Below are 25,125 nucleotides of genomic sequence, written 5' to 3'. Positions count from 1 at the left end.
TTTGAGCCGCCGCTAAAAACCGAATCCGGTTTTTATTTGATTATTTTATTTTCAGCCGTTGCTTGGCGGAATTCTTGATAAAATGATGTCAATTAAACCGGACATCGGCATCGTCTGAATCCAGACTTTTCCGGGACCGGTAACGGTTCCTAAGAAGAGGCCTTCGCCGCCGAAAACAATATTTTTGGCGCCTTTAACGGTCGCGATGTCAAAAGCAACCGTGCTTTCCATCGCCGCCAAATGACTTTGCTCAATGTACATTTTTTCGCCGGCTTTTAAATCGTATTCAACGACATCGCCGTCGATTTCCAGAAAAACGTGACCTGTTCCGGTGAACTTTTGCATGATGAATCCTTCGCCGCCGAAAAAGCCGACACCGAGTTTTTTACGGAAATGCATTTCCATGTTCACGGTCTTTTCCATAGCCAACAGGGCTTCCTTTTGAGCGATGATTGTTTTTCCGCCGTCCAAATTAAAATCCAAAATGCGACCGGGGAACGACGAAGAAAACGCGATGAACTGGCAATCGTCTTCCGCCGTATAATTGTTTAAGAAGAGAGAATTTCCGGAAAGCATTCGGCCGAGCCCTTTCATCAATCCGCCGCCGGTGTTTGTTTCCATTTTCATTCGGTCCGTCATCCAAGACATGGCCCCTTTTTCGGTGACCATGGTTTCGCCTTTCTCCAAATAGCACGTGACAACCGGAAAAGGCGTTCCTTTGATTTCATATTTCATTCTTAAAATCTCCTGAAGACTTTTTAAAGCCATTCATAAAATGAGCCACCGGGTTTTAACCTTATCTTTGTGCCGTCAGAGGGTTTAAATGGATTGAATAATATTAATAAAATATAAAAAATAAAATGCTGTTCGGATTAAATGAAACAAAATCATATGAAAATCCTTCAACGGTTTAATTCATTTTTTACATATTTATTTTCATTTTTATTTTCAGGAAGTATGAACATGACCATTCAAGATGTTATTTCAGAAGTGACGGAAGAACTTGAAAGAATCGTGAGCGCAAAAACCGTTATTGGAACACCGATTGAAGCCTGCGGGAAAACCATCATCCCGGTGACCAAAGTGTCCGTCGGATTCGCAAGCGGCGGATATGAAGGCGCCGGAAAGGATAAATCCGACAGCGCCGCAAAAAGCGCATACGGTGGCGGCGGCGGTGCCGGCGCGAAAATCGAACCGGTCGCGTTCATCATTTTGACCGCCGATTCATCCGAAATCTTAACCGTCAACAGTACCCAACTCGAAACGGAAATTCTCAAATTCCTGGAAATGGTCCCGGCTGTCATCGACAAAGTCAAAGCCATGAGAAAAGAACGGCAACCGAAATCTAAAATCATCGAAGTGGACGATGATTGCGAAATTTAAACAAAAGTGAAATAAAATTATTTCAACTTTTATTTTTATCATTGCCGCTCAAATTGATTCGCTGAACTTGAGTTCACGAATCGTTTCGCTCAAACATTCGCCAATCTTTCAACCGGTATTGTTTTCATGACGCTTCAAACAACTTTAGCCGAAATCGGACACATTCTTTTGTGGGTTTTCGCTTTTCTTTTGATTGCCGTTGTTGTTCTTTTAGCCGCAGCTTTTCTTTTGACGCTTCTCTTGCGGCTGGATGTCGATGTTTCCGTTCGAAAAGACGGGACAAAACTGAAACAGAAAATATCCGTTTTTCTGTTGCTGTTCAAATTCAACATTTATAAATTCGAAACGGACGACATGACCGGTTCGGAAAAGGAAAATAAAACGGAAGATATTCCCGAAGACTTATCCGCCGAAAATGACAGCAGCTCCGGAAATGTTTACACACTTTCGTTTGACGCGGACGGAAAAATCAATCTCAAAATTAATAAATCCAAAAAATTCGGTGAAAATTACGAAATCATTATTGTTCCGCCAAGTGAAATTGTTGAAACTGCCGAAACCGAACCGGATTGGACCGAACAGAAAACAGAATCGGAAAAGTTGGGATCGGACATTGAAGAACCGAAAGTCTGCGTTGAAGAATGGATGGTGGAAACGGAAAAGCGGGAAGAAGAAACCGAATTTTTGAATGGGTCGGGGCGGTTTTTTGATGAAAGTATGCCGATCGATGAGAGAAAAACAGATATTCGGATTGAGAACATTTTGGATGAAAGTGAAAATTTTGAAATTTGTGACGAAACGAACCGGGAAAAACCGGTGGAAGAAATTGGAAATAACATTCATGAAGATGAAGAGATTAAAAACGATAGCAATAAAGATGAAGAGTTTGATTCGGATGAGGACGGTATTGAAAAATATGTGGATTTGTCCGATCCGGTTCAGTTCGCAACCGATTCCATAACTGCCGGCATCAAAATGATTCAGCCGACAACCCGGTTTGTTTCATCAATCCTTTTGAAAATGAAAATCCGAAAAATGTCTTTGGATTTGGTTTACGGACTGGCGGACCCGGCCGATACCGCCGTTTCTTCCGGCGTCTTATATTCGTTTAAAAGTTCCATGATTGCGTATTTGGAGGACATCAAAAATCGGACAAAAAACAAAAACGTCCAAAAGAACGCCGACATTTTGATTCGGGATATTGAAGAAAATGTTCTGATTCATCCGGTTTTAACGGAAAAAGCATTCCGGTTGGACTCCGACCTGGCTTTCTCTTTTTGGGTTCGGTCGCTTTACATCCCGACGCTCAAATTTTTGTTCCACAAGAATACACGCTGGGTGATCCGGCACTACGTTTATGTTTACTTCATTCGTTTCCATTTTGTCAAAAACAAAGAGGAAAAACAGAACAAAAAAAGAAGCGAAAAGCAAGAAAAAGAAAAAAACAAATCCCAAAAAAATCAAAACCCGGATGACAGAAAATCAACTGCTTCCGGCGGTTGATCATTTTTTAATCGGTTGTATGAAATTTTCTTTTAACGATTAACTTTAAATCCGTATTCGCTTTTTTCCATTACTATTTATATGTGAACGGGTTTTATTCTGTCCGTTAATCATTTAAATAAATTTAAGACTTTTTAATTTTTTAAATTCGGTGATTTTATGTTTGAAATAACGACTCCGTCCCGTGTTCATATGACATTAATCGATATGAACGGCGGTTTTGGCCGGCAGGATGGAAGCGCCGGCTTGACGCTTCTGGAGGGCGGAATCCGCTTGCGTGCCAAAAAGTCCGATGTTATTTCAATCGCCGGTTTTGACAAAACCTGTTTCGGTCCCGGAACAGAACTTTTCGATTATATTCAAAAATCAATCTCTCCACTTCTGAAAGAAGGAGATGGAATTGAAATTCATTTGCTTTCGGATGTGAAGCAACACATCGGTCTTGGTTCCGGAACGCAGCTGGCGCTTTCGGCCGCGATGGCCCTCAATGAGCTGTACGACCTCAAAAAAAGCGTTCGGGAACTGGCTGCTCTCACCAAGCGCGGCGGAACATCCGGAATCGGCGTTCACGCTTTTGAAAAGGGTGGATTTATCGTCGATGCCGGCCACAAAACCAAGGACAAAAACGGGTTTGTGCCGTCGTCAAGAAGCACGGCGCCGCCGGCGGATTTGATTCTCCGAACAGAATTTCCGGATTGGGACGTGATTGTCGCGATTCCGCCGGATACCGGAATCAGCGGCGATACGGAAAAACATTTTTTCCAAAGCGTCTGCCCGATTCCCAAAGTTGAGGCTTTTGAAGTTTCCCACGTCATTCTTATGCAAATGGTTCCGGCAATTATCGAAAAAGATATTGCTTCACTGGGAGACGCTGTTGACCGCCTTCAAAAAGTCGGATTTAAAAAACACGAAGTTGAAATTCAGCCGCCGGAAGTGAAATCTTTGATGGAAGATTTTAAAAAATGCGGCGTTTACGGCGCCGGCGTGAGTTCTTTTGGTCCGGCGGTTTACGGATTTTCAGAAAATCGAAAGGATTCTGAAAATATCAAGTCCGCTCTCCTTGAAAAAATGCCGCCGGGAAGCGACGTCATGATCACAAAAGCAAACAACAGCGGAGCGAAATGGCATGTCTGAAATATCGGTTTGGTTCGGCGACTTGGAATTCGAAGAGGGGAAAGGTGAATTTGAAGTTGTTTTATTGGAAAAAAAAGAAATTTCCGTATTAAAGGACCGATGGTTGTCCCTTTTAAACAACCAAAAAAACGCCGGGTCGATTCAAAAATTAAGTATTTTTCCGAATTTGGTTTCAATCGCGATTGATGCCGGATTTGTTAATTCTTCCAATGAATATTATTCTCTTCTAAGGGATGTTTCAATTGCGGTTTCCCGTTTTCAAATTTCATCGTCGCTGACCGATGACAAAAAAATCATTCAGGCGGTTGAAACGCTGGATGATTTGAATGAAACCGTCAACCACTTATCAGAGCGGCTTTTTGAATGGTACGGATTTTACTATCCGGAACTGGCTTTTGATGAAAAGTTCGTGTCCCGGGTTTCAGAAACGCCGGAAATCGCGTTTGAATCCAAAATGGGCGCCGTGCCGGATTCAAAAGACATCGTTCTTTTGCAATCATTCGCAAAAGACATTTCAAATTTAAATTCTCAAAAATCAGCGATTGAAGCCTATATTTATGAAAAAATGAGTTCAGTGGCGCCAAATATTTCCGAAATCGCCGGCGTGGTTCTCGGCGCGCGCCTCATCAGCCTGTCGGGCGGTCTTAAAAATTTAGCGTCAATGCCTGCCGGAAGTATTCAAGTGATGGGCGCGGAAAAGGCGATGATGAAACACTTGCGTTCAACAGCGCCGTCTCCAAAGCACGGCATCATTTTCAGCCATCCGGTTCTGAATACAGCACCGATGCGCCTGCGCGGAAAAATCGCGCGGACGTTTGCGTCTTCCCTCAGTTTGGCGGCACGCACCGATTTTTATGCCGGAAAATTGAATCCGGATATTGAGAAAAAATTAACTCAAAAAATCGGACAAATTCACAAAAATGACGCGCAAAAACAAAAGAAAACAGCAAGTGTCAAACGGGAGGATATTTGATGACAGACGAAAAGGGTTGCGACCGTCCCGATATAAACGATTCGAAATCGAATTTAAAACAATTCTCTGACGGCGTTTTTGAAGGCCGCTTGTGGGGAAAATTCAATTTATTGACAAAAAACGCGTCGCCGGGATATTCCGTTTACGGTGAAAAAATTTATTTAAACGATGACGGCAGCGAACTTCGGGTATGGGACCCGAAAAGAAGCAAATTGGGCGCTCTATATTATAAACGGGCAAATGTCCCGATTGTTCCGGATTCCAAAATTTTGTATCTGGGCGCCGCTTCAGGAACCACTGTCAGCCATGTATCCGACATTTTAGGAATGGGGAACGGGATTGTTTACGCTGTTGAGTTTTCAGACCGTCCGATGAGAGATTTGGTTCTTTTGGCCGAGCGGCGAAAAAACATGATTCCAGTCTTGGCGGACGCGTCCCGCCCGGAACTTTATGTGCCGGCCGTCGGTCCGGTAGATTTGATTTTTCAAGACATTGCCCAAGCGAATCAGGCGGAAATCGCCTGCAAAAACGCCAAATATTTCCTCAAAGAGGGAGAACATTTGATTCTGTCCATCAAAGCGAGAAGCATTGACGTTGTTGAAAACCCGAAAAAGGTTTTTAAGGATGAAATTCGGAAATTGGAGAAAAATGATTGGGGCGCTTCATTTAGAATTTTAAAAACATTTGACTTGGCGCCGTACCATGCCGACCATTTGGGCGTGATTGCCGTCAAAAAATAAAGGGAAAAGGAACATCAAAAAGCGAACGGAGAGGAAGCAAAATTATGATTGTCGAAAGGATTGTTCCGGCTTATTACGATTCCAACATTTACGTTATTAACAAAAAGATACTCATTGACGCCGGAATGTCAACGGACTATATTTTATCTCATTTGGAAAATGTGACGCCGGTTTCCGACATTGAGTTGATTATTTTGACGCATGCGCATTATGATCATTTCGGAGCGGCGCCCGCAATCATCAAAAAAAGCGGCGCAAAACTGGCGATTTATGAAACGGAAGCGTCGGCTCTTCAGGACGAAGATCTTTCAAGCGCGCTTATGTTTGGGCACACCTGTCCGAATTTAACGCCTGACATTTTGTGTCACGACGGTGATAAAATCCCCATCGGAAAGGGAGAAAACGGGGAAGAGGAGTTTTTGGAAGTTATTCACACGCCGGGGCACACATCCGGTTGCATGTGTTTGTATGAAAAGAGCTCAAAATCACTCTTTTCGGGAGACACACTCTTTTCGGAAGGCGGAATCGGACGCGCCGATTTCGGAAATTCAGCAGCCGAAAAAATGACAAAATCCATTCAAAAATTAACAGCTCTTGACATTCAAAATTTGTATCCGGGACATGGAACGCCGACGCTCAAAAATGCCAACCGTTCCGTTGAATTGTCTTTGAAATTTTCGGAAAGAATGAATCCGTAAAGGAATAGAGGAAATAAGATGGCACACGATAGCAAAAACGGTGATTCTTTTGAGAGGGAGAAAAAATCCCGACAAACTTCAAAACCGGCCGGTATGGTTTCAAACGCGAATTTTAAAAAATCCGGTCAAAATTCATCCGACTCAGGGTCAAAACCAAATTCGGAATCAAACCCAAAATCAAATTTCAAATCAAATTCAAAACCGAATCAAAAGCCGAACATAAACTCAAATTCAAAACCAAGTTCGTCGGCACAAAAATCCGATTCAATCGCATCGAATTCAAATTTCAAGTCAACGCCGAAACCCAAACCGGTTTCCAAATCAAAACCAAAATTTAAAAAGATAAAGGTTGGAGAAGCCGGCGTTCAAAGCACGGTTGAAATCGGAAAAAAAGGAGAACGAAAACAGGTTGTTGCTTCCGAAAAATCAGTCGGGCAACTGGGTTTTCGGGGAAAAATTCCCTCTCTTGCCGAAATTGAAAAGCGGCAACAGGATTTTGAAAAACAAAAACAAATGGAAGCCAAAAGAGCACCTTCTCCCTTAGCGGAAAAAAAGGCGGACAAACACTCCCGCCTGGCCGGACGAAATATCGGACAGATGGGCGTTGTGAAACGGGCGGACAGCGCCGATAAAAAACCGGAACCGAAAGAATCGGATTTTGAAAAAAAAACGCGCCGAGAAAATTTTGAAGACAATAAAAAAAAAGATCTAAAGCCATATCATGATGGTCCAAAATCAGAATTTGACAACAGATCTAAATTCGAAAACAAACCAAAATTTGATAATAAATCAAAATTCGACAGCAAGCCGAAATCTGACAGCAAACCGGATTCAAAAGAAAAAGAAGCTGCCGGTTACCCCGCTTTTGAAGAGCGTCGCCGGAACTCAAAATTTAAAACATCCGATTTTTTACCGATGAGTCTGTCCGAAGCCCGCCAAAAAGGATGGAATGAGCTGGACATTATTTTGGTTTCGGGCGACGCTTACGTGGACCATTCCGGATTCGGAACCGCAATCATCGGACGTGTTCTTGAAAACGCGGGTTTTCGGGTCGGTATTATCGCGCAGCCGGATTGGACCAAAAAAGAATCATTTGAAGTTCTTGGAAAGCCGCGGCTCTTTTTTTCCGTGAGCGCCGGAAACACGGATTCGCTCGTCAACAATTATACTCCGCTTCTCAACAAAAGAGAATCAGACGCGTATTCACCGGGTGGAGAATCCGGTCTTCGTCCCGACCGCGCCGTGATTTCCTACGCAAACCGAATTCGTGAAGCGTATCCGGATGTTCCAATCGTTGCCGGCGGCATTGAAGCGTCTCTTCGCCGGTTTGCCGAATTTGATTATTTATCGAATCATGTCCGGCAATCTATTCTCGCGGACGCGCCAATTGATTTGATTGTTTACGGAATGGGCGAACTTCAGATGGCGGAAATCGCCAAAAGAATGGCTGACGGCGAAAAAATTGAAAGCATTCGGAACGTTCCGGGGACCGTTTGGAAAATGCCGGTCAAGGATTGGAAAAGCGATTTTGCCGGAAAATCTGATTTAAACAACGCGCCGGTTATTGAAATCCCGAGTTTCTCCGACGTCTTTGAAAGCAAAGAAAAATACGCGGCGGCTTTTAAAACAATTTACGAAAATCAGAATCCGGTTACCGGAAAAGCCATTGCTCAAGTTCATCCAAAAACCGTGGTCGTTCAAAATCCGCCGATGCGTCCGCTGACGGAAACGGAAATGGATTTTGTGTACGAACTTCCCTATGCCCGAATGGAACATCCGTCTTATACAAAACCCGTTCCGGGTCTTGATGTTGTCCGGTTTTCGATTACAAGCCACCGCGGCTGTTTCGGCGGTTGTTCGTTTTGCGCCATTACCCAACATCAAGGGCGTGCCATCAGCAACCGGAGCGGAGAATCCATCGTTCGGGAAGCCCGCTTGATTTCAAAAATGGACGGATTTCACGGAATCATTACCGGTGTCGGCGGTCCGAGCGCCAACATGTACAAAATGACCTGTGCCAACTGGGAAAAGCGGGGCGCTTGCACCCATAAAAACTGTTTGGTTCCGTCAATCTGTCCGTCTCTTGAAGCAGACCACCGTCCATTGCTTTCTCTTTTAAAAGAGCTGCGGGGAATTCCGGGCATCAAAAAGGTTTTCACCGGATACGGCGTCCGCTTCGATTTGGCGGTTTTAGATGACGAATATTTGGAAACGCTTTGCAAATACCATGTCGGTGGACAGCTTAAAGTCGCACCGGAACACTTTTGCGATAATGTTACCGCTGTTATGCGAAAACCGGACCGAAAAACATTTGAAACATTTGAAACCAAATTCAAGGAAATCAATCAGCGTTTCAACCTGAATCAATTTTTGGTCACGTTCCAAATTTCCGGGCATCCGGGATGTACCGTTGAAAACGCGATTGAGATGGCGGAATACATTCGAGACAACAACCGCTATACCGAGCAAGTTCAAGATTTTACGCCGACGCCGATGACAATTTCTACCTGCATGTTCCACACGGGACTGGACCCGTTTACCATGGAAAAAATACATGTACCGGTCACCCGGACGGAAAAAAAGATTCAGCGGTCGCTTCTCCAGTTCAGAAATCCGGATCATCAGGAAATTATTAAAGAAACACTCATTAAAGCCGGACGGGAAGACTTAATCGGAAATGAATGGAAATGCTTGGTAAAAAAATAAATGAAAGACATTAACAAACCAAAAGGCAAAATGGCAGAAGAGTAAAGTTAATGAACAAAGTTATCATAAAATTATGAAAAATAAGAGTTCAAAAAATTAGTAATTTAAATAAAGGTTTAAAAATTAACAATTAAATAATAATTTAAATAAAAATTTAAAATTAACAAAAATAATAATTTAAAAAATTAGTAATTTGAATAAAAATTTAAAAATTAACAATTTAAATAAAAATAAGAATTGAATAATTTAAAAAAACAAACCAAAAACAATTAAAAACAAAATCGTGATTCCCATGAAACTACAATATAAAGTCATTATTTTATCCGTCTTGATCGGATTTTTATTTTTGCTGGCGGAATCTTTTTCACGATTGGTTGCGGACTCTGATCCACCGATTACGATTTTGGATTTCCTGTTTTCGCCTCTGACCACAAACGAAAACATTTTCTTTAGCGTATCCGTCCTTTTGTTGTGTCTTGTTTTCGGTATTTTGCTGGCGCACGTCACTTCCCGGATTTTAAAAGCGAAGGAAATCATTCAGGAACAAGATGTTCAAAGAAATACGACACTTAACGCCATTCCGGAAATTTTGGTTTATTTTGACAAAAATAAAGAAATCCAATGGGGGAACCCGGCTTTTTACAAAGAACTTAATATTTTGGCAAAAAACCTTATCGGCAAAAAAATGAACGACCTTCAATATGATTTTTTCCCGCAAGAAGTCATTGAAGAAGCGCTTCGCTTTGGAGAAAAACGATCCATTGAAATCAGAACAGAAAACGGAAGGTATTGGTACGTGACTGTAAACCCGGCAAAAGACAATCTGGGTGCCGGTATTGGTTGTGTTTTGATGGCGATTGACATTACCAACGAAAAAATCGCGGAAGAAGCCCGGCGAAAATCATACATGCAAATCGAAAGCAACATTGAGCAATTCGCAACTATTGTGGACAATATACGAAACCCTTTGACGTCCATTGTTCTTTTGACCGAGCAAGTTGCCGATAAAAACGTCGCCGGACAAATTTCAGCGGAATGCGACCGGATCGAAGACGTTATTTCTGAACTGGATTCCGGATGGGAAAGTTCGGAAGAAATTAAAAATTTCCTTAAAAAACACACTTAAATAAAACAGACTAAAAACGCGTCATAAAACTAAAATGTAAAAAATGATATGGGCATTACTATGTGTTTATCCGATAAATCAGTAAAACCTCAAGAACAGATGACTGTTTTTCGTCCGGACTTTCAAAAATCCGGCAAACGTATTTGTTTAATCGGCGGAAAACTTCAAGGCGTCGAAGCCGCTTATTTATCTCAAAAAGCCGGTCTTTACGTGATTTTAATCGACAAAAACAAAGACGCTTTGGCCCGTGAATTCGCCGACGAATTCCATTGTTTTGACGTGACGAAAGACAAAAAGGCGTTCATTGAAATTTCCGAAAAATCGGATTTTATGCTTCCGGTCAACGAAAACCAGGAAACGATTGATTTTTTGGAATCGGTTCAACACGAAATCAATCCTCGTTGTGCCCTTCTTTTTGATTTTGACGCTTACCGCATCAGTTGCGACAAAAATAAATCCAAAAAATATTTCCGTTCCGTGAACGTTCCGACGCCAACCGACCGGCCGACAGAACCGCCATTTTTTGTCAAACCGCCAAATGAAAGCGGAAGTTCAAACGCCCGAATCGTGAAAACCGAAAAAGAATTGGAATCCGTTCCGGCCGATTACTTGATTGAGGAATATGTGGAAGGTCCCGTTTGGTCTCTTGAAGTTATCGGTGACGGAAAACACTATGAAGTGGTTAAAGAAACGTATATTCATTTGGATGATGTGTACGATTGCAATCAAGTAACACCGCTCCCGAAAAATCCGGATCTTCGAAAAATCACATTGGATTTGGCAAGCGGTCTTTCGTTGAAAGGAATCATGGATGTCGAGGCGATTGAAAGCAAAAAGGGTTTTAAAGTTTTGGAAATTGACGCGCGTTTCCCGAGTCAGACGCCGATTTGCGTTTACTTCTCATCCGGCGTGAACTTGATTTCCCTGTTGATTGACGCCTTTGAAAAACCGTTCGATGCCGACAGCTTGAAGCGGGCGACGAATGAAAAATACAAAAATCATTATGGTATTTTGGAACACTTCCTCTACGAAGAAACAAAAACCGCGCCTCTTTACGGAAAATTAACATCCGGCGGCGAACATTTGGTGTCCAAAGGAAAGAAGTTAACACCGGTATTCGTGAGCGAAAACATCGAAATTTATGAATTTGCCGACCAAAAATACAAAGCTTACACAATCATCAGCCACAGCAAATCTCAAGAAGAAGCTGAAAAATACCATCAGGCGGCTCAATTAATGGTCCTCGAAAAAAACGCCCCTTGCGAGTCATAACATTTGAAATGAAAATGAAAGCCAAAAACAAAAATGAAACTTAAAGTGAAAAGACATTTCAAATAAACACCCCATCTCAATTTTAATTCAACTCAAAGGACAAATTTATGGCACTTTTAACTCCCGACGACTTACAAAACATGACCGATGCTTTGGTCGAAAACGACAACTTGGTTCGCGAATTGACCGGCTTTTCTCTGGACCGGTTATGCGCCGACGTTTACAAAACAGAAAAGAAAAATGAAAAAATCGCGATTATCCCGGTGACAGCCGGCTGCGGAATTATCGGCCGCTTTTCCGAATCTCTGCTTTTTACAGTCAAACACTTCGGAATGAACGGGTTCATTACAAAAAATACGGATGTTGCCGGTTTTTATGAAGCGGTGACCGGCGGCGCCGATATTATTTTGATGGCCGACGATTTGGCCTTTATCGCCTATAATTTGAGAAATCAAAAAATCGCGCACAATCAAATTTGTACGGGCCGTGTGTACGCCGAAATTTTATGCCGCACCAAAATCTCAAACTTAATGTCGAAAAAAGAAGTTTTGGTCATCGGCCTTGGAAAAGTCGGAACACCCGCCCTTGAAACTTTTTTGATTGAAGGATATTCTGTTTCCGTTTTTGATGCGGATTCCAATCGGTTAAATGAAGTGGTCGCGGATCATGCCGACTGCTCTTCCGGAAAAGTGAAACCATACGATCCAAATTCCAACAGTCAATTTGATAAAATTTTTGAAGCGACCCCGGCAGCCAATACCGTTCCGGAAAGTTGCTTGAAAAACAATTCAGTTTTATCGACACCGGGGATTCCATGCGGGCTTTCAAAAGCGCTTCAGGAAAAATACGGCGTCAAAATTGTTCAAGAACCGCTTGGAATCGGAACATTAAGTATGCTCTATGCGGTTTTTGATGAGAAATAATCAAAACACACCAATATTTGGTTTTGAATGATTTTTTATTTAAAATATTTTGATTTTTAAAAAAGGACTCTCCAACAAGAAAAAAATGAAACGAAAAACAGATTATCGGCGGGAACGACACCGCCGATATTGATTCAACGTTTTTAATCATTCGTTATTTTCGATTTTAATTTTATTCGGGGTCTGACTATGTCTTAATGGAGGTCTTTATTGTTTTTATTGACAATTATTTCTAAAATATTACTTTTAAAATAATTGTTATTTTTTCAAAGGCATTAAAAATATATATAGTTTTTGTAATATAATTTTTATTTAATAAATGAAAGATGAAATAATGATGAAATTATCATGATATCTTTAAAAAGTGATGAAAAAGCGAGAAAAGTTTAAAATTAAAAATGTGAGGATTTTAATAAAATATTTTTTTATTTTTGTTTTTTTGTTTTTTTTATTTTTGTTTTTTTATTTTTATTTTTTTATTTTTTTCCGATTATCTTGTTTCTTAATTTCTAAAAGTCCTTTGACAATGACATCGTCTTCTTTTTTCCGATAAAATTCCATGATGCTTGTTTTTTCCGGTGTATAAAGATCCAGTCCCCGAACAATAACAACCGGATAACCGTTTGCCCCTTCGCCCATAATCAGATTGGCGGCTCCCGCAATTTCATCAACGACCGCTTCTTCCGAAATTTCCAAAACATAGCCGAACAAATCTTTTTCGCCGATCCAAGTTCGAAGTGCTTTAATTTTGTAAAGACCAATGGCAACGTTGGTTTGCCCTTCTTTGAAAGCCCGCCCGTTTGTATCGGTGATGATGACACTGATTTTTTTACCGGTCAGTTTTTCGAGTTTTTCACCGATAGCAGTTGCGCAACCGTCCGGATTGTTCGGAAGTTTTAAAAGCCGGCCTCCGCCAACATTGGACCCGTCGATACCGGCGTTAATGCAAATATGACGATTTTTGTTTCGGACCAGCATAAACGGTGTTTCGACAAAAACTTCCAAACTTTCGTCCAAAACCGCTTGAACAAATTCCGGCTCTTTTTGATTGAGGCGGGCAATCCGTTTGGCTTCTTTTCCCGGAACAATGTCCGACAAATAAAAAGTAAGTCCGAGAGACTTTGAAACAATGGTAGACGCTATGACCACAATATCATTATCATAAAGGTCAGCTTCTTTAAAAATCAAATCTGCCAAATCGTCTCCTTTTTGAATCAGAGGAATGTTGTCAACCGCTTTAAACGTCAATTCCAAAGTAAGATCTCCTTTTGCTCCTTACAGGCAGTAATCATAAATAAGGCCATCCATATAAGGACAAACGGCGAATGATGAGAGTTACCCCACCTTGAGCAAAGAATGAAGATAACGATAGACTGACGCCGATTTGTTTTTAATGGATAGACTGCTTTTCTATGCGTCATTTTAAATTTCCAAGATATATAGTTTTACTTTTTAATATTTTCGTCAATTTTTTATAGATTGTTGTTTTCAATTCTTTTTGCGAATGCATTCCGCAATCATCAAACGGAGGAAACAATATGAACAAGCTAAATGTTCGTCAAATCGTCAACGATGGCATGGGTGTTATGTCAACGGATGGAAAAAAAGTATATGCTGAAATTAAACGGGAGATTGAAAAAAATGGAAAGGCCATTGTTTCTTTTAAGGATTTTGAAATTGTTACCGGCAATTTCCTCAACGGGATTGTATGGAAATTTCCGGAAGATTTTAACGGAAAAAACATCAACGATCTGATCGAATTTGTTGATATTTCTGATGGTAACCGAAAGTTGATCTGTTCCGCACTTCGGGATGCCGAACTTTGTTACCGATATCCCAAAGAATATGAAGAGATTATGAACCAATTTTGGGAGGAGTTTTATTGAAAGTTTTCAAATCGGAAGAAATCAACAGAAATTTCACCATGAATATTTTTGTTGATACCAACGTTTTTCTTTCCGTTTACTTTTCCCAAAACAATTATTTTTCGGAGATCTGTGAGAAAGATTATCATAATTTTTTAAAAAATAAAACAAATTTGTATACGGATTTCACCGTCATTTCCGAGCTGTTCAATCGAATATTGAAAAAATCATGGAAAGATTATTGTCTGGAAAACAACGTTAATCTAACCCGGTTTTCTTACAAAAAGTATCGGGAAACAAAGGACTTTTCATCTTCCATTGACGATGTTTGTCAAAAGGTTTGTCAAATCTTGTCCAAAGTCAATCTTGTCAATTTTGAATATGATTCAAAAGATTTGAGTTTGAAAATCGGCGAAAATCAATTCAACACGATTGATTTTAATGATTTTCATATTATCAATGTCTGTCAAAGATATGATTTTTGCTTGTGGACGAACGATATTGATTTCAAAAATAAAAATATCAAAATATTCACTGAAAACGGAAAATATTTCGATCAAAAAATGAATTTGGAAGAACTGTTCAGGAAAAATAATACAAAGTCATGCAATTCATAAAATTACATTGGCTTCAAATCTACATTGCTTCGGTTTTTTCATCATTTGTCTTTTTAGATTGCTCCCTACTTTTCACTATTTGTTCTTCATATCTTCTCTGTTTTTCATATCCTTTTGCTTTTCATATCCTTTTCATTACTTTCATACTTTCATATTTCAAGTCCGCTCAAACATTTTTTCGATTTCTTTCTTTGAAAAAGCCAGAATCGTCGGTCTTCCATGCGGGCATGAATACGGATTTTCCGTCATTTTAAGTTGAGCGATTAAACTTTCCATTTGCGCCATCGTGCAGCCGGCGCCGGCTTTAATCGCCGCGCGGCAAGCCATTCTTTTGATAATATTTTCCCGGGCGCCGGATTCATCCTTGATTTTGCCAAACGACAAAATGTCTGAAATGAGTTCGGAAACGACAGACATATCTTCCATCCGGCCGAAAATAAGCGGCACAAAACTGATGGCATAAGAGTTGTCGCCGAATTCGGAAATGCCGAAACCGACCTCTTCAAGCAACGGAATGTATTCTTCCATCAGAACTTTCTCTTTGAGCGACAAATGAATGACGGCCGGCGAAATCAATTCCTGGACGGATTTGTTGTCCATAATTTTGAACAAATCATAAAAAATACGTTCATGAGCGGCATGTTGATCAATCATCAAAAGACCGCCATCCTTTTCGGCCAAGATGTAAAGATTGGAAATCTGACCGACAATCCGAATGTTTTCAAGCAAATCAATTTCAGACGGGGACTTTTTGCTTTTTGTGTCAAAACCGGATGTTGATTTTGAGGGAAGCGGACCGGCTGCTGATCCGGTCTTTTGCATTTCTTTTTCAGCGTTTTTCATCAAAAGCCGTTCCGTTGCTTTGAGCCTTTTTTCCGTATCTTTGGCAGGCGCAACATATGGTTTTTCAGATTTGGTTTCCGGCGCGTTTTTAGAAATAACATATTCGGAAACGGATTCCTTAACATAAAGGGCTGAGTCGGACGCCGGATCCGATACCGGATTTAGTGCCAAATCTTTTGGAACAGAAATTGAAACGGATTCGGATTTTGTTTTTTCCGCTTCTTTTGCGAAAGGTGGCGACGCTGTTTTTTCTGTTTTGGCGGTCGCCGTCGGCGGCAAAGAAGATGATCCGGGTTTTAATTCGGGTTTTTGGCCGAAATCCGAAAACGATTTTTCAATGACTTTTTTCGTATTTTCCGCTTTGATTTGCGGCGCCAACTCAAAGGCTTTCAATGTTCTTTCAACCGTTTCCGAGACCAATTTCAAAAGAGCTTTTTCATTTTGGAAACGCACTTCAATTTTTCGCGGATGAACGTTGATGTCGACGGTTTTCGGATCGACTGTGATACAAATAACAACGGCCGGATAACGGTTGTTCGGGATTTTTGTGTAATAACCCAACCGAACGGCTTTAATCAATTCTTTGGATGAAATCGGGCGGTCATTGACAATAAAATACATATTGTCCGCTGCCGAACGTGTGTATTCCGGCTTTGACATGAAGCCTGAAATTTGAATGTCGGCTTCATCTTCGGATTTTGGATCCGGCTGAAGCGGAATCATCGCTCGGGCAACGTCGTGACCCAAAATGTTAACAATGGAGTTGAACAAATCGGCGGAAGCGCTTTTGAGAACGGTCCGGTTGTTATTGACCAATGTTATGGAGATGCCGGCGTTCGCCAAAATCAAATCTCCGACGATGGAAACGACATGTGACAATTCTGTTGTGTCGCTTTTGAGATATTTAAGCCGTGCCGGTGTGTTGTAAAAAAGATCGGTTGCGCAAACGGTTGTTCCGACCGGGGCGCCAATGTCTGAAATTTCCGGATCGTGTCCTTCTTCCAGATTGATGCGGGTTCCGACCGCATCTGTTTTTCTTTTGGTGATGAGTTCAAATTTGGAAACGGCGCTGATGGACGAAAGAGCTTCGCCGCGGAATCCGAGCGTTAATATGTTTTCCAAATCGGAGGCGTCTTTCAGTTTGCTTGTGGCGTGTTTCGTGTAGGACAAAATCGCGTCGTTTCGGGACATTCCTTTTCCGTCGTCCCGGACCAGAATCATCTTCTTGCCGCTGTCTTTTAACTCAACATAAATGTTTTTGGCGCCGGCGTCAATCGCATTGTCAACCAATTCTTTGACGACAGATGCCGGTTTTTCAATGACTTCTCCGGCTGCGATTTTGTTGATGGTGTCCTTATCCAAAACGTGAATGATGGAATCGGAATCAGTTGGCGATTTTTTCGGATTCATATGTGTTCCCGCTTTGATTTTAATCAATTTAAAATGGATTGGAATTGAACTTAATTTGAATTGAACAATTGAACCTAATCTGAATGTGAAATTTAGATGATTGAATCTGATAATAGAATTGAATGAATTTGACTTGATTTGATTTATATTTTTACTTCCGGATGGGCCAGAACTGACTCAAAATATTCCTTTGATAAAAATTCGTGAATGGATGACAATATAATTTCTCCTTTTCCAAAAGAGATTGAAATATGAACGGGTCGATTCGAGTTGTCCGTTTCAATGACGGATAAAGGAAATTTTGTCAAATTGCCCGGTATTTCAAAAAATCCATCACAGAAGAACTCATCTTGATTGACAAGTTGTGTTTTCTTGGATACGGTAATATCTTCTTTCCTGTAAAAAATTGGAAAGCCGCAATTGAGCCATGAAAAATCCGAATCTTTGAGGGGTGAAAAAATCAAGAGTTTTCCACCGTTTTCGACGAAAGCCAACAGTTTTTTGACGGTTTTTTCCTTGAACAGCGATGATTTGAAATCAGAATCGGCATATTCGGACAAAAATCCGGCCGGAATGAGAACCATCTTGGCTGTTCCGATATGCGGCGTGTTGAGAGAATCCGGCATTGCTGTTCGGCAGCTGATTTTGTATTCCTTGAACAAATTTTCGAGAAAAACCGATTGATTCCAAAGAATCATTACATCCGTCATAGAGATGATTTTATTTGCGAAATGAATTTAAATGTATGGGCGCTTTCTAAATCTCATGAACGCAACAACTTCCACAAACCCAAACATGAGACTTCGGCGCGTCCGCATGATGGCGGATTATCAATTCGGAAAAGGTGCCGGAATTGCTCTTTTCGATGACAATGTCACTTTTTTGTTATCTAAAACAAAGAGAATTCGCCAAGTTCGAACGGCTGACGGCGAACGGATTGCAACAATCCGAGCCAAAGACGGATTTTTTACGCTCAGCATGAAAGGCGCCGAGAGAATTCACACACATCTGAAAGCACCAAGGCTTCGCGCAATCATCTGTGAAGATGCTGTGCCTTTTGTTTCCAAAGGAAAAACCGCTTTTGCAAAACATATTATTTCCATTGATCCGGACGTGCGCGCCAAAGAAGAAATATTGGTTACCGACAAAAATGACCGGCTGCTTGCAACCGGACAGCTGGCGCTTTCACCGGATGAAATTTTAGCCGGTAATTACGGCGTCGGTGTTTTTGTCAGGAACGGAATTGAAAAAGAAGACAATCCGGAAGAGTGAAATTTTCTAATACAGGTCTTTTCTCCCTTATTTTTCACTTTTTATTTTTTTCATTCCGTTCTCTTTTCTTACTTTTCTTCATCTTTTCTTACTTTTCTTCATCTTTTCTTCATCTTTTCTTATATTTTCTCATCTCTTCTCATCTTTTTATTGAATATTTTTAACCTGCTTATTCTTAATAATTATGTTCACCGATTCTGTTTTTATTTCCGAACATATATTTTTTGTGTTTTTATTTTTTTCGAAAGTCATATATACTGTACAAACATTTCTTTTTTTTGTAAATTTAATTAGCTAAAACAGGAGATATTTATGGGAAATTACATTTCTAAATTTTCAAACATCATTAAGATGCCAAATGTTTTTGGAAAAATAAAATATCATCGTCGTACTTCAAAAATTGAAACAGCCTTAACCAAACTTAAAGAAGCGGAGCTTTATGACTTAAAAGATATGGATGAGATTAAAGAACGTTTTTTAAGACAACCACAGGTTGCAGAAGCTTTGCTGTTTACAACAACCATTTTAGAAAAAAATTATGCTTCTTCTTTGGTATTCAAAATAGAAATTGAATATGATTGGGAAGATGAATGTATTATTGTCTTGGTTCCGATCGAGACAAGCAATCCTGATATGGATCATGATTTTTTTAAAATCAGTCAATCTACCCGAAAAAAGTTTGGAATAGCCTCAGAACATGTTTTCTTAATGAACTACATTGCAGCTGACGATAAAGTTAGAGACAAGATATAAACAACGAGAAGGAAGAAATATGGCTTTTCCGGAAGATTTTATAGATATTTCAAAATGGTTAAATCAAAAGGGAAACCAGAAGGATTGCTCTTTTTCGGAAGCTGCTTACCGCTCTGCAATCAATCGGGCTTACTATGCCGCATTTCTCTACGCGGAAAGTTATGCTATCAAATATTTCAACTATCAGGTACCAAAAGGAAAAAATTCACATCTAAATCTGGTCAAAGAATATGGAAAATCAGAATCAGATACACATCAAAAAATTGGAAAAAGCCTTGAAAGGATGAAGCAGCTTCGAAAGAGATGCGATTACGAAAAAAAAGTCATGATCAATCTCAAAAGTGAAGCCAAAAAAACAATTCAAGAAGCTGAAGAAATCATTGTAGAACTCAAGAAGGTCATAAAAGACTTTTGATAATTTGGAAACCCCACCCTGCAATTTCGTCTGGAAAGATTTAAAAAATCCAACCAAAAAAATCCGGCGGCAAAAATGACTTTAATTTGCCAATCATTTATTTTTTAATGGTGATCGACATTTATTTTTTCTGATTTTACATAAAATTATCAATTTTTTAACGCTTTCTTTAAAAATATTTTCATTTTTCATAAAATTTTTAAAAAACTATAAATACAAAAAATTCCATAACACAACAACATTGAATTTTCATTAAAAAATAAAATTTATTTTCATTTTTTCTTTTTCTGTGTTTGATTTTTCAATTCTGAATCTTTTCAGAGGAAATCATAGGGGTTGGTCTCTTTATATACTTTCCAGACGAAATGAAGGGGTTATAAATCAAATCAAAATTATAAAAAATAAAAATTTAAAATAAAGATATGTCAATTGATTTTGAAGTTAAGGTAAATTATTAAAATGAGGAGCAAAAATATAATCTCAGAAAATATCTGAAATTGGAAGTTAAGATCTTCCAATGGATTGAAATTTCGGCAACTTAATAAATTAGAATAAAATACTTGGTTTAAATATTGTCAGATAAAATGCTTGATTTAAATATTATCAGATAAAATATTTGATTTAAACATTATCAGAATAAAATACTTGATTTAAATATTAGAAGGAACATCTAAGATAAAAATCAATTAATTAATACAATTTATATAATCAAATTAATCGGCGTATCGCCAATCAAATGAATGATCCATTATGACGTTTGTGACATTATTATGAAAAACGAATCTGAAAAATCTTCTTCTTTCAATCAACCCGAGGATTCTCCCGAAAGCATTGTTGAGAAGAGTGAAAACATTATAACCGTTTCATCGTCCGAAACATCACCCAATCAGTTTTCTGTTTCTTCGACGAACATAACAACCTCAATTGACCCGGCTCACTTCGCAACGAATTCAGATCATTCCAAACCGGAGTCTGAACCTGGATTGGAACCGAATTCGTCGTTGGAAATTTCGGATGTTTTAGTTCCGGTTGTTTCCGATGAGGTTTTGTCGGAATATCCGGAGGATTCGGAATCTTCCGATCTATCCGGAATCCCGCTTTCAACTCAAAAAGCAGTTGAGCCGACGAAAATTATTATCATTGGAACAGCACACGTTTCCGAAAAAAGTGTCAAGGAAGTTAAAGAAACGATTGAGCGTGAAAAACCCGATATCGTTGCCGTTGAACTTTGCGCCAATCGTTACAAAAGCATTATGGAGCCGGAACAAAATAAGGAAATCTCTTTTCGGGATATTCTGTCTCCCGGTCAGACTTTTTACTATTTGCTTTATGGTCTTTTGTCTTATATCCAAAAGAAAATGGGTGAAGAACTGGGCGTTCCGCCGGGAACGGAAATGTTTGCGGCCATTGATGGCGCACAGGAAATCGGCGCGGATTTGGCGCTCATCGACCGCGATATCCAAGTGACGTTCAAGCGGTTCATTGCGAAAATGAGCTTTTGGGAAAAAGTAAAAATGGTTTATGCGTTGGTCACCGGCTACCTTGGAATCGGCGGCAAAGAGGATATGGTTGAGTTCAGCATGGATTCGATGACTGACCAAGATGTCGTTTCCGCTTTGATTGAAGAATTCAGAAAGTTTTCACCGACAGCCGCTTCTGTTTTGATTGACGAAAGAGATGCTTATTTGGCCGGAAGCATTGTTCGGACCATTAAAGCTGCCGGCCCCGGCAAAAAAATCGTTGTCGTCATCGGTGCCGGACACCGCCAAGGCGTGATCAATTATCTTCAAAATCCCGCCAAAATTCCGGAATTGTCCACGTTGGTTACTATTCCCAAAAAAAGATTCGGTCTGCTTAAAATCATCAGCTATACCTTTATCGGATTGGTGCTTCTGGCATTTTTGTACATTATTTACAGCATCATCACCTATCCCGAAATGACGCCGGAAACCCTTATCATTGCCTTTGCCAGCTGGTTTTTGATTAACGGCACTCTCAGCGGTCTCGGAGTCCTTTTGGCCGGCGGAAAGCTCAAATCCGCAGCAGTTGCATTCCTTTTGGCTTGGTTCACATCTCTAAACCCGCTCGTTGCGGCCGGTTGGTTTGCAGGCATTACAGAAGCGGCAATCAGAAAGCCGACAACAAACGATTTAAAAAAGATGATGAACGCTGAAACGTTCAAAGAAATGAACAGCAATCCGTTTTTCAAAGTCATTCTCGTCGCTGCGCTCGCCAATGTCGGAAGCATTATCGGAACGTTCATCGGAACATATGTTGTTTTACAAATTTCAGGAATCGATATCGTTGGAATTATTAAAGATATCATCGCCGGTTTATTTTGATTGGAATAACAAATAAGGGAGACAGAATATGCTTAGAATTGCGAAGAATGCGACGGTTGTCGGCGACGTTGAGTTTGAAGAAAACACAAGCGTTTGGTATGGTGCGGTCATTCGGGCGGATGCCGCCAAGATGAAAATCGGTGAAAACAGCAACATCCAAGACAATTGCGTTCTTCACAGCGCTTTTGACACCCCGGTCATCATCGGCAAAAACGTGACGATCGGGCACTGCGCAGTGGTCCACGGCTGCATCATTGAAGACAACGTTCTCATCGGCATGAATTCCACCGTTTTGGACAAAGCTGTTATCGGAGAAGGCAGCATTGTCGGCGCAAACGCCTTGGTACCGGCCGGCAAAATCATTCCGCCAAGAAGTTTGGTGCTGGGCGTTCCCGGAAAAGTGATTCGGCAAGTCACGGATCAGGAAGTTGAGGAAACCATTAAAAATGCGGCTTGGTACGTTGATTTATCTAAAACGCTGGAAAACCAGAGATAAAATCAAAAATAAAATCAGAAATAAAGTCAAAGACAAAATCAGATGAAAAATCAAGCTTATTGGTCATGATTTTATTTTATGTTTTATTTTATGTTTTATTTTATGTTTTATTTTATGTTTTATTTTATGTTTTATTTTGCAGCATTATCATTTTTTCATTTCATATTTTTTTTCGCTGGACCACTCAAAACCGGAAGCCATAATAATGAATTTCAAACGATTGAATTGGTTTTTGACATCGTGTTTTGTTTTTTTGCTTTTTTTGTCTTTAGTTCCCGCTTCGGTTGCGGAAGAAGTCAGTTTGAATGAATCCGAGTATGAAAACATATCGATTTCTCAACCAGACGATCCACTTCCGCGCCTTTATCCGGAAACTGACCGCTCCGCATTCAAAAATCTGGAAAAAGCCGATGGTGTTTTAAAAACATCCGGTGAGGTTCCGCGAAAATCGGAAGGGGCCGATGCTCAAAGCTGGAATGAAGATTTGGAAAAAATTGTATCCGGTTTGCAATCCGATTCCGAATTTGAAAAGTATTTGTCCGAAAATGGCGGTCTGATCGACATGTTTTTTGTTAATTATGATTACATTTCCATCGTTTTGTCCGGCGAATCTAAACTGACGAATCAGGAACTGGATAATATCATTCAAATGATAACAGTTGCCGGAGAAGAAAACGGCATACGTAATATTCCGATTGCGGTTTATGGAAACAGTACCAATATTGAAAGTGAAAATGAACAACAAATTCCGGGGTTTGAGTTTTTGGTAACCGGTGTGGTTTTTGCAGTTCTTTGTGTTTTTCTCTTCCGGAAGAAATCTTTATAAATTAAAAATCCGACTCATTCGTATGGAAAACAGCCCGACCGTTTTAATCCGTAAAGCCGTTCCAAGCGATATTGATGCCATCATGGATATTGAAAAATATTCGTTTCATTCGAAAATTATGGAGTCAAGAGATGTTTTTGAAGACCGGATTTCTATTTTTGCGAACGGATTTTTGGTGGCGGAAACAGGCGGCCGGGTTGTCGGTTACATTTCTTCCGAACTTTGGGATTATTCCGATGAAATTCCGTATTTTCATTTCAGTATCAATCACTCCATTAGTGACACGCACAAACCTATGGGAAATGAAATTTACATTTCTTCCGTTGCGGTTTATCCGAATGTCCGCGGTGAAAAAATCGGCAAAAAACTTTTTTTAGCACTTTTGGAATCGCTCAGATCGGAATATGATATCGTCAGCTCTATTTTAATCGTCAACAGCGATTGGAAAAACGCACATGGGATGTATCAAAAGGAAGGATTTGCCGAAATCGGACAAATCGACGGGTTTTTTCCGAAAATCAGCTCGGATCCGAAATCGGGAACCGGGATTATTATGAGAAAATCGATGAAATAAATAGAAGAAATCGGTTCTTAAAAATCATTCCCTCATAAAATTAATAAAACTCATATATCTGAAAACCGATTAAATCAACAAATTTATGAAATTATTCAGTTTGCTTCAATCAAAATTCAAATCAAATGACATTTTAAATCAGGTATAAGGATTGAAAATTATGACCAATATCGCGATTATCGGGGATGAGAAAACCGGACGAACGTCTTTGGCGTCCAAACTCGGAAAAAAAGGAACGGATTCGGACATCACGCTTTTTGACGATGACCGTCACGAACGAAAATATGTTTATGTTGACGCGAAATCTTATCCAAAATCCATTAAATCCATTATGGCCGCTCTCAATTTGGCGGACATGGCGCTCCTTTGCGTGACGCCAAACGGCATGACGCCGCATACCGGCGAATGTATCATCGCGCTTGACCTTCTCGGTATGAAACATGGCGTGATCGTCATTACCAAATCGGATACCAGTTACCCGATGGAAATTGACGCGTTTTCGCAAAAACTTCGAAAAATGATTGTCGGAACCGTTCTTGAAAAATGGGACATCCAAGTCATAAACACCAACAAAGACGCACCCAACGCGTTTGAAGGTCTTGAAGAGCTTAAAAATAAAATTCATGACTTGGCCGACATCATTGAACCGGAACAAAAAACAAAAGACAACCTTCCGCCACGCGTTGTTATCGACCATTTCTTCAACGTCACCGGAATCGGAATCGTTGTTCTCGGGAAAGTCCTTCAAGGAACGATTCACACGCACGATAAAATCGGGCTTTGGCCGGTTGATAAGAAAGTAGATATCCGCTCCATTCAGACGCATGACATTGATGTCAAATCGGCGGCAACCGGCGCTCGCGTCGGTCTTGCGCTAAAAGGCCTTTTAGAACGTGAACTTGACCGCGGTTATTTGTTGTCCAACGATGAAATCGTGGCGACAGAATTTGAAATCAATTGCACGCTTTCCAAATTCGCAAAAGGCGGCATTGAGCTTGAAGATGTTGTTCACATGTTTGTCGGACTTCAGTCCGAACCGGTTCGTGTCAAAAAAATAATTGTCGGCGGCGCTGAAAAGGAAAAAGTTGGCCCCGGTGAATCGTGTATTTTGAAACTTCTCAGTTCCAAAAAAATCGCTTACAACAAAGATGATCAATTCTTGTTTGCCGGACTTGAAGACAATCAGCGGTTTACAGCGGTCGGAAAACCGGTTTAAAACGGCTCAATCTTTGAAAATTTGTAAAAACAGAACGG

24 protein-coding genes are annotated in these 25,125 nt (G+C 40.3%); 20 read left to right on the top strand and 4 right to left on the bottom strand.

Features of this window, described 5'->3' with window-relative positions; all coding sequences use genetic code 11:
* Positions 1–51: 51 nt before the first annotated feature.
* Positions 52–768, bottom strand: a complete 717-nt coding sequence (locus tag MsAc7_RS06275) for a TIGR00266 family protein (RefSeq protein ID WP_338102069.1) — start codon at positions 766–768, stop codon at positions 52–54.
* 195 nt (positions 769–963) lie between these two features.
* Between MsAc7_RS06275 and MsAc7_RS06270 the strand changes: the two genes are divergently transcribed.
* From MsAc7_RS06270 to pylD, 10 genes are all read left to right on the top strand, one after another.
* Positions 964–1,383, top strand: a complete 420-nt coding sequence (locus MsAc7_RS06270) for a GerW family sporulation protein (protein ID WP_338102068.1) — start codon at positions 964–966, stop codon at positions 1,381–1,383.
* Positions 1,384–1,509: 126 nt separating this feature from the next.
* Positions 1,510–2,886 carry a DUF2953 domain-containing protein gene (locus tag MsAc7_RS06265; RefSeq protein WP_338102067.1) on the top strand — a complete coding sequence of 459 codons (1,377 nt, stop codon included), beginning with the start codon at positions 1,510–1,512 and terminating at the stop codon, positions 2,884–2,886.
* Positions 2,887–3,045: 159 nt separating this feature from the next.
* Positions 3,046–4,020, top strand: coding sequence for a beta-ribofuranosylaminobenzene 5'-phosphate synthase (locus MsAc7_RS06260; protein WP_338102066.1), 975 nt, complete (start codon positions 3,046–3,048; stop codon positions 4,018–4,020).
* Positions 4,013–4,993, top strand: coding sequence for an NOP5/NOP56 family protein (locus tag MsAc7_RS06255; RefSeq protein ID WP_338102065.1), 981 nt, complete (start codon positions 4,013–4,015; stop codon positions 4,991–4,993). Before MsAc7_RS06260 ends, MsAc7_RS06255 begins: the two co-directional genes overlap by 8 nt.
* A complete protein-coding gene (locus MsAc7_RS06250) occupies positions 4,993–5,733 on the top strand; it encodes a fibrillarin-like rRNA/tRNA 2'-O-methyltransferase (protein ID WP_338102064.1) in 741 nt (246 codons plus the stop codon). The genes MsAc7_RS06255 and MsAc7_RS06250 overlap by 1 nt, the downstream gene beginning before the upstream one ends.
* Positions 5,734–5,777: 44 nt before the next feature.
* Complete coding sequence (locus MsAc7_RS06245) at positions 5,778–6,431, top strand: MBL fold metallo-hydrolase (RefSeq protein WP_338102063.1); 654 nt, start codon at positions 5,778–5,780, stop codon at positions 6,429–6,431.
* An 18-nt stretch (positions 6,432–6,449) separates the two neighbouring features.
* Entirely contained in the window at positions 6,450–9,137 is a 2,688-nt protein-coding gene (locus MsAc7_RS06240) for a YgiQ family radical SAM protein (protein ID WP_338102062.1), read from the top strand.
* Positions 9,138–9,429: 292 nt separating this feature from the next.
* On the top strand, positions 9,430–10,263 hold the full coding sequence (locus MsAc7_RS06235; protein ID WP_338102061.1) for a PAS domain-containing protein: 834 nt from the start codon (positions 9,430–9,432) through the stop codon (positions 10,261–10,263).
* A 60-nt stretch (positions 10,264–10,323) separates the two neighbouring features.
* A complete protein-coding gene (gene pylC / locus MsAc7_RS06230; RefSeq protein WP_338102060.1) occupies positions 10,324–11,535 on the top strand; it encodes a 3-methylornithine--L-lysine ligase PylC in 1,212 nt (403 codons plus the stop codon).
* 107 nt (positions 11,536–11,642) lie between these two features.
* Complete coding sequence (gene pylD / locus MsAc7_RS06225) at positions 11,643–12,458, top strand: 3-methylornithyl-N6-L-lysine dehydrogenase PylD (protein ID WP_338102059.1); 816 nt, start codon at positions 11,643–11,645, stop codon at positions 12,456–12,458.
* A 468-nt stretch (positions 12,459–12,926) separates the two neighbouring features.
* On the opposite strand, the gene MsAc7_RS06220 is transcribed toward pylD, so the two are convergent.
* Positions 12,927–13,712 carry a coenzyme F420-0:L-glutamate ligase gene (locus MsAc7_RS06220; protein ID WP_338102058.1) on the bottom strand — a complete coding sequence of 262 codons (786 nt, stop codon included), beginning with the start codon at positions 13,710–13,712 and terminating at the stop codon, positions 12,927–12,929.
* A 284-nt stretch (positions 13,713–13,996) separates the two neighbouring features.
* Here MsAc7_RS06220 and MsAc7_RS06215 point away from each other — a divergent pair, with 284 nt between their 5' ends.
* Both MsAc7_RS06215 and MsAc7_RS08970 read left to right on the top strand, forming a co-directional pair.
* Positions 13,997–14,344, top strand: a complete 348-nt coding sequence (locus tag MsAc7_RS06215; protein WP_338102057.1) for an STAS-like domain-containing protein — start codon at positions 13,997–13,999, stop codon at positions 14,342–14,344.
* A gap of 38 nt (positions 14,345–14,382) precedes the next feature.
* Entirely contained in the window at positions 14,383–14,940 is a 558-nt protein-coding gene (locus tag MsAc7_RS08970; protein ID WP_420847469.1) for a PIN domain-containing protein, read from the top strand.
* A gap of 156 nt (positions 14,941–15,096) precedes the next feature.
* Here the strand turns inward: MsAc7_RS08970 and mutL are convergent, their stop codons facing one another.
* Together mutL and MsAc7_RS06205 are read right to left on the bottom strand one after the other, a co-directional pair.
* Positions 15,097–17,193 carry a DNA mismatch repair endonuclease MutL gene (mutL, locus tag MsAc7_RS06210; protein WP_338102056.1) on the bottom strand — a complete coding sequence of 699 codons (2,097 nt, stop codon included), beginning with the start codon at positions 17,191–17,193 and terminating at the stop codon, positions 15,097–15,099.
* 143 nt (positions 17,194–17,336) lie between these two features.
* A complete protein-coding gene (locus tag MsAc7_RS06205; protein ID WP_338102055.1) occupies positions 17,337–17,891 on the bottom strand; it encodes a hypothetical protein in 555 nt (184 codons plus the stop codon).
* 67 nt (positions 17,892–17,958) lie between these two features.
* On the opposite strand from MsAc7_RS06205, the gene MsAc7_RS06200 reads away from it, so the two are divergent.
* The 8 genes from MsAc7_RS06200 (at position 17,959) to MsAc7_RS06165 (ending at position 25,087) form a co-directional block, all read left to right on the top strand.
* Positions 17,959–18,465, top strand: a complete 507-nt coding sequence (locus MsAc7_RS06200; RefSeq protein WP_338102054.1) for a PUA domain-containing protein — start codon at positions 17,959–17,961, stop codon at positions 18,463–18,465.
* Between the two features lie 312 nt (positions 18,466–18,777).
* Positions 18,778–19,218: a hypothetical protein gene (locus MsAc7_RS06195; protein WP_338102053.1), complete on the top strand. Its 441-nt coding sequence runs from the start codon at positions 18,778–18,780 to the stop codon at positions 19,216–19,218.
* Positions 19,184–19,633: a HEPN domain-containing protein gene (locus tag MsAc7_RS06190; RefSeq protein WP_338102052.1), complete on the top strand. Its 450-nt coding sequence runs from the start codon at positions 19,184–19,186 to the stop codon at positions 19,631–19,633. Before MsAc7_RS06195 ends, MsAc7_RS06190 begins: the two co-directional genes overlap by 35 nt.
* Before the next feature lie 770 nt (positions 19,634–20,403).
* Positions 20,404–21,975, top strand: coding sequence for a TraB/GumN family protein (locus tag MsAc7_RS06185; RefSeq protein WP_338102051.1), 1,572 nt, complete (start codon positions 20,404–20,406; stop codon positions 21,973–21,975).
* A gap of 28 nt (positions 21,976–22,003) precedes the next feature.
* On the top strand, positions 22,004–22,471 hold the full coding sequence (locus MsAc7_RS06180; protein ID WP_338102050.1) for a gamma carbonic anhydrase family protein: 468 nt from the start codon (positions 22,004–22,006) through the stop codon (positions 22,469–22,471).
* A gap of 262 nt (positions 22,472–22,733) precedes the next feature.
* Positions 22,734–23,297, top strand: a complete 564-nt coding sequence (locus MsAc7_RS06175; RefSeq protein WP_338102049.1) for a hypothetical protein — start codon at positions 22,734–22,736, stop codon at positions 23,295–23,297.
* Between the two features lie 22 nt (positions 23,298–23,319).
* Positions 23,320–23,871, top strand: a complete 552-nt coding sequence (locus MsAc7_RS06170) for a GNAT family N-acetyltransferase (protein ID WP_338102048.1) — start codon at positions 23,320–23,322, stop codon at positions 23,869–23,871.
* 160 nt (positions 23,872–24,031) lie between these two features.
* Positions 24,032–25,087 (top strand): EF-Tu/IF-2/RF-3 family GTPase, encoded by a 1,056-nt coding sequence (locus tag MsAc7_RS06165; RefSeq protein ID WP_338103477.1) that lies wholly within the window; start codon positions 24,032–24,034, stop codon positions 25,085–25,087.
* Positions 25,088–25,125: the final 38 nt, after the last annotated feature.

The organism is Methanolapillus millepedarum (assembly GCF_032594115.1).
GTDB lineage: Archaea > Halobacteriota > Methanosarcinia > Methanosarcinales > Methanosarcinaceae > Methanolapillus > Methanolapillus millepedarum.
This window is presented reverse-complemented; position numbering and strand designations above follow the sequence as displayed.

Coding starts and splice junctions, on each gene's coding strand:
- MsAc7_RS06275 (WP_338102069.1), bottom strand. CDS start 768: ATGGCTTTAAAAAGTCTTCAGGAGATTTTAAGAATGAAATATGAAATC.
- MsAc7_RS06270 (WP_338102068.1), top strand. CDS start 964: ATGACCATTCAAGATGTTATTTCAGAAGTGACGGAAGAACTTGAAAGA.
- MsAc7_RS06265 (WP_338102067.1), top strand. CDS start 1,510: ATGACGCTTCAAACAACTTTAGCCGAAATCGGACACATTCTTTTGTGG.
- MsAc7_RS06260 (WP_338102066.1), top strand. CDS start 3,046: ATGTTTGAAATAACGACTCCGTCCCGTGTTCATATGACATTAATCGAT.
- MsAc7_RS06255 (WP_338102065.1), top strand. CDS start 4,013: ATGTCTGAAATATCGGTTTGGTTCGGCGACTTGGAATTCGAAGAGGGG.
- MsAc7_RS06250 (WP_338102064.1), top strand. CDS start 4,993: ATGACAGACGAAAAGGGTTGCGACCGTCCCGATATAAACGATTCGAAA.
- MsAc7_RS06245 (WP_338102063.1), top strand. CDS start 5,778: ATGATTGTCGAAAGGATTGTTCCGGCTTATTACGATTCCAACATTTAC.
- MsAc7_RS06240 (WP_338102062.1), top strand. CDS start 6,450: ATGGCACACGATAGCAAAAACGGTGATTCTTTTGAGAGGGAGAAAAAA.
- MsAc7_RS06235 (WP_338102061.1), top strand. CDS start 9,430: ATGAAACTACAATATAAAGTCATTATTTTATCCGTCTTGATCGGATTT.
- pylC (WP_338102060.1), top strand. CDS start 10,324: ATGTGTTTATCCGATAAATCAGTAAAACCTCAAGAACAGATGACTGTT.
- pylD (WP_338102059.1), top strand. CDS start 11,643: ATGGCACTTTTAACTCCCGACGACTTACAAAACATGACCGATGCTTTG.
- MsAc7_RS06215 (WP_338102057.1), top strand. CDS start 13,997: ATGAACAAGCTAAATGTTCGTCAAATCGTCAACGATGGCATGGGTGTT.
- MsAc7_RS08970 (WP_420847469.1), top strand. CDS start 14,383: ATGAATATTTTTGTTGATACCAACGTTTTTCTTTCCGTTTACTTTTCC.
- mutL (WP_338102056.1), bottom strand. CDS start 17,193: ATGAATCCGAAAAAATCGCCAACTGATTCCGATTCCATCATTCACGTT.
- MsAc7_RS06205 (WP_338102055.1), bottom strand. CDS start 17,891: ATGATTCTTTGGAATCAATCGGTTTTTCTCGAAAATTTGTTCAAGGAA.
- MsAc7_RS06200 (WP_338102054.1), top strand. CDS start 17,959: ATGAACGCAACAACTTCCACAAACCCAAACATGAGACTTCGGCGCGTC.
- MsAc7_RS06195 (WP_338102053.1), top strand. CDS start 18,778: ATGGGAAATTACATTTCTAAATTTTCAAACATCATTAAGATGCCAAAT.
- MsAc7_RS06185 (WP_338102051.1), top strand. CDS start 20,404: ATGAAAAACGAATCTGAAAAATCTTCTTCTTTCAATCAACCCGAGGAT.
- MsAc7_RS06180 (WP_338102050.1), top strand. CDS start 22,004: ATGCTTAGAATTGCGAAGAATGCGACGGTTGTCGGCGACGTTGAGTTT.
- MsAc7_RS06170 (WP_338102048.1), top strand. CDS start 23,320: ATGGAAAACAGCCCGACCGTTTTAATCCGTAAAGCCGTTCCAAGCGAT.
- MsAc7_RS06165 (WP_338103477.1), top strand. CDS start 24,032: ATGACCAATATCGCGATTATCGGGGATGAGAAAACCGGACGAACGTCT.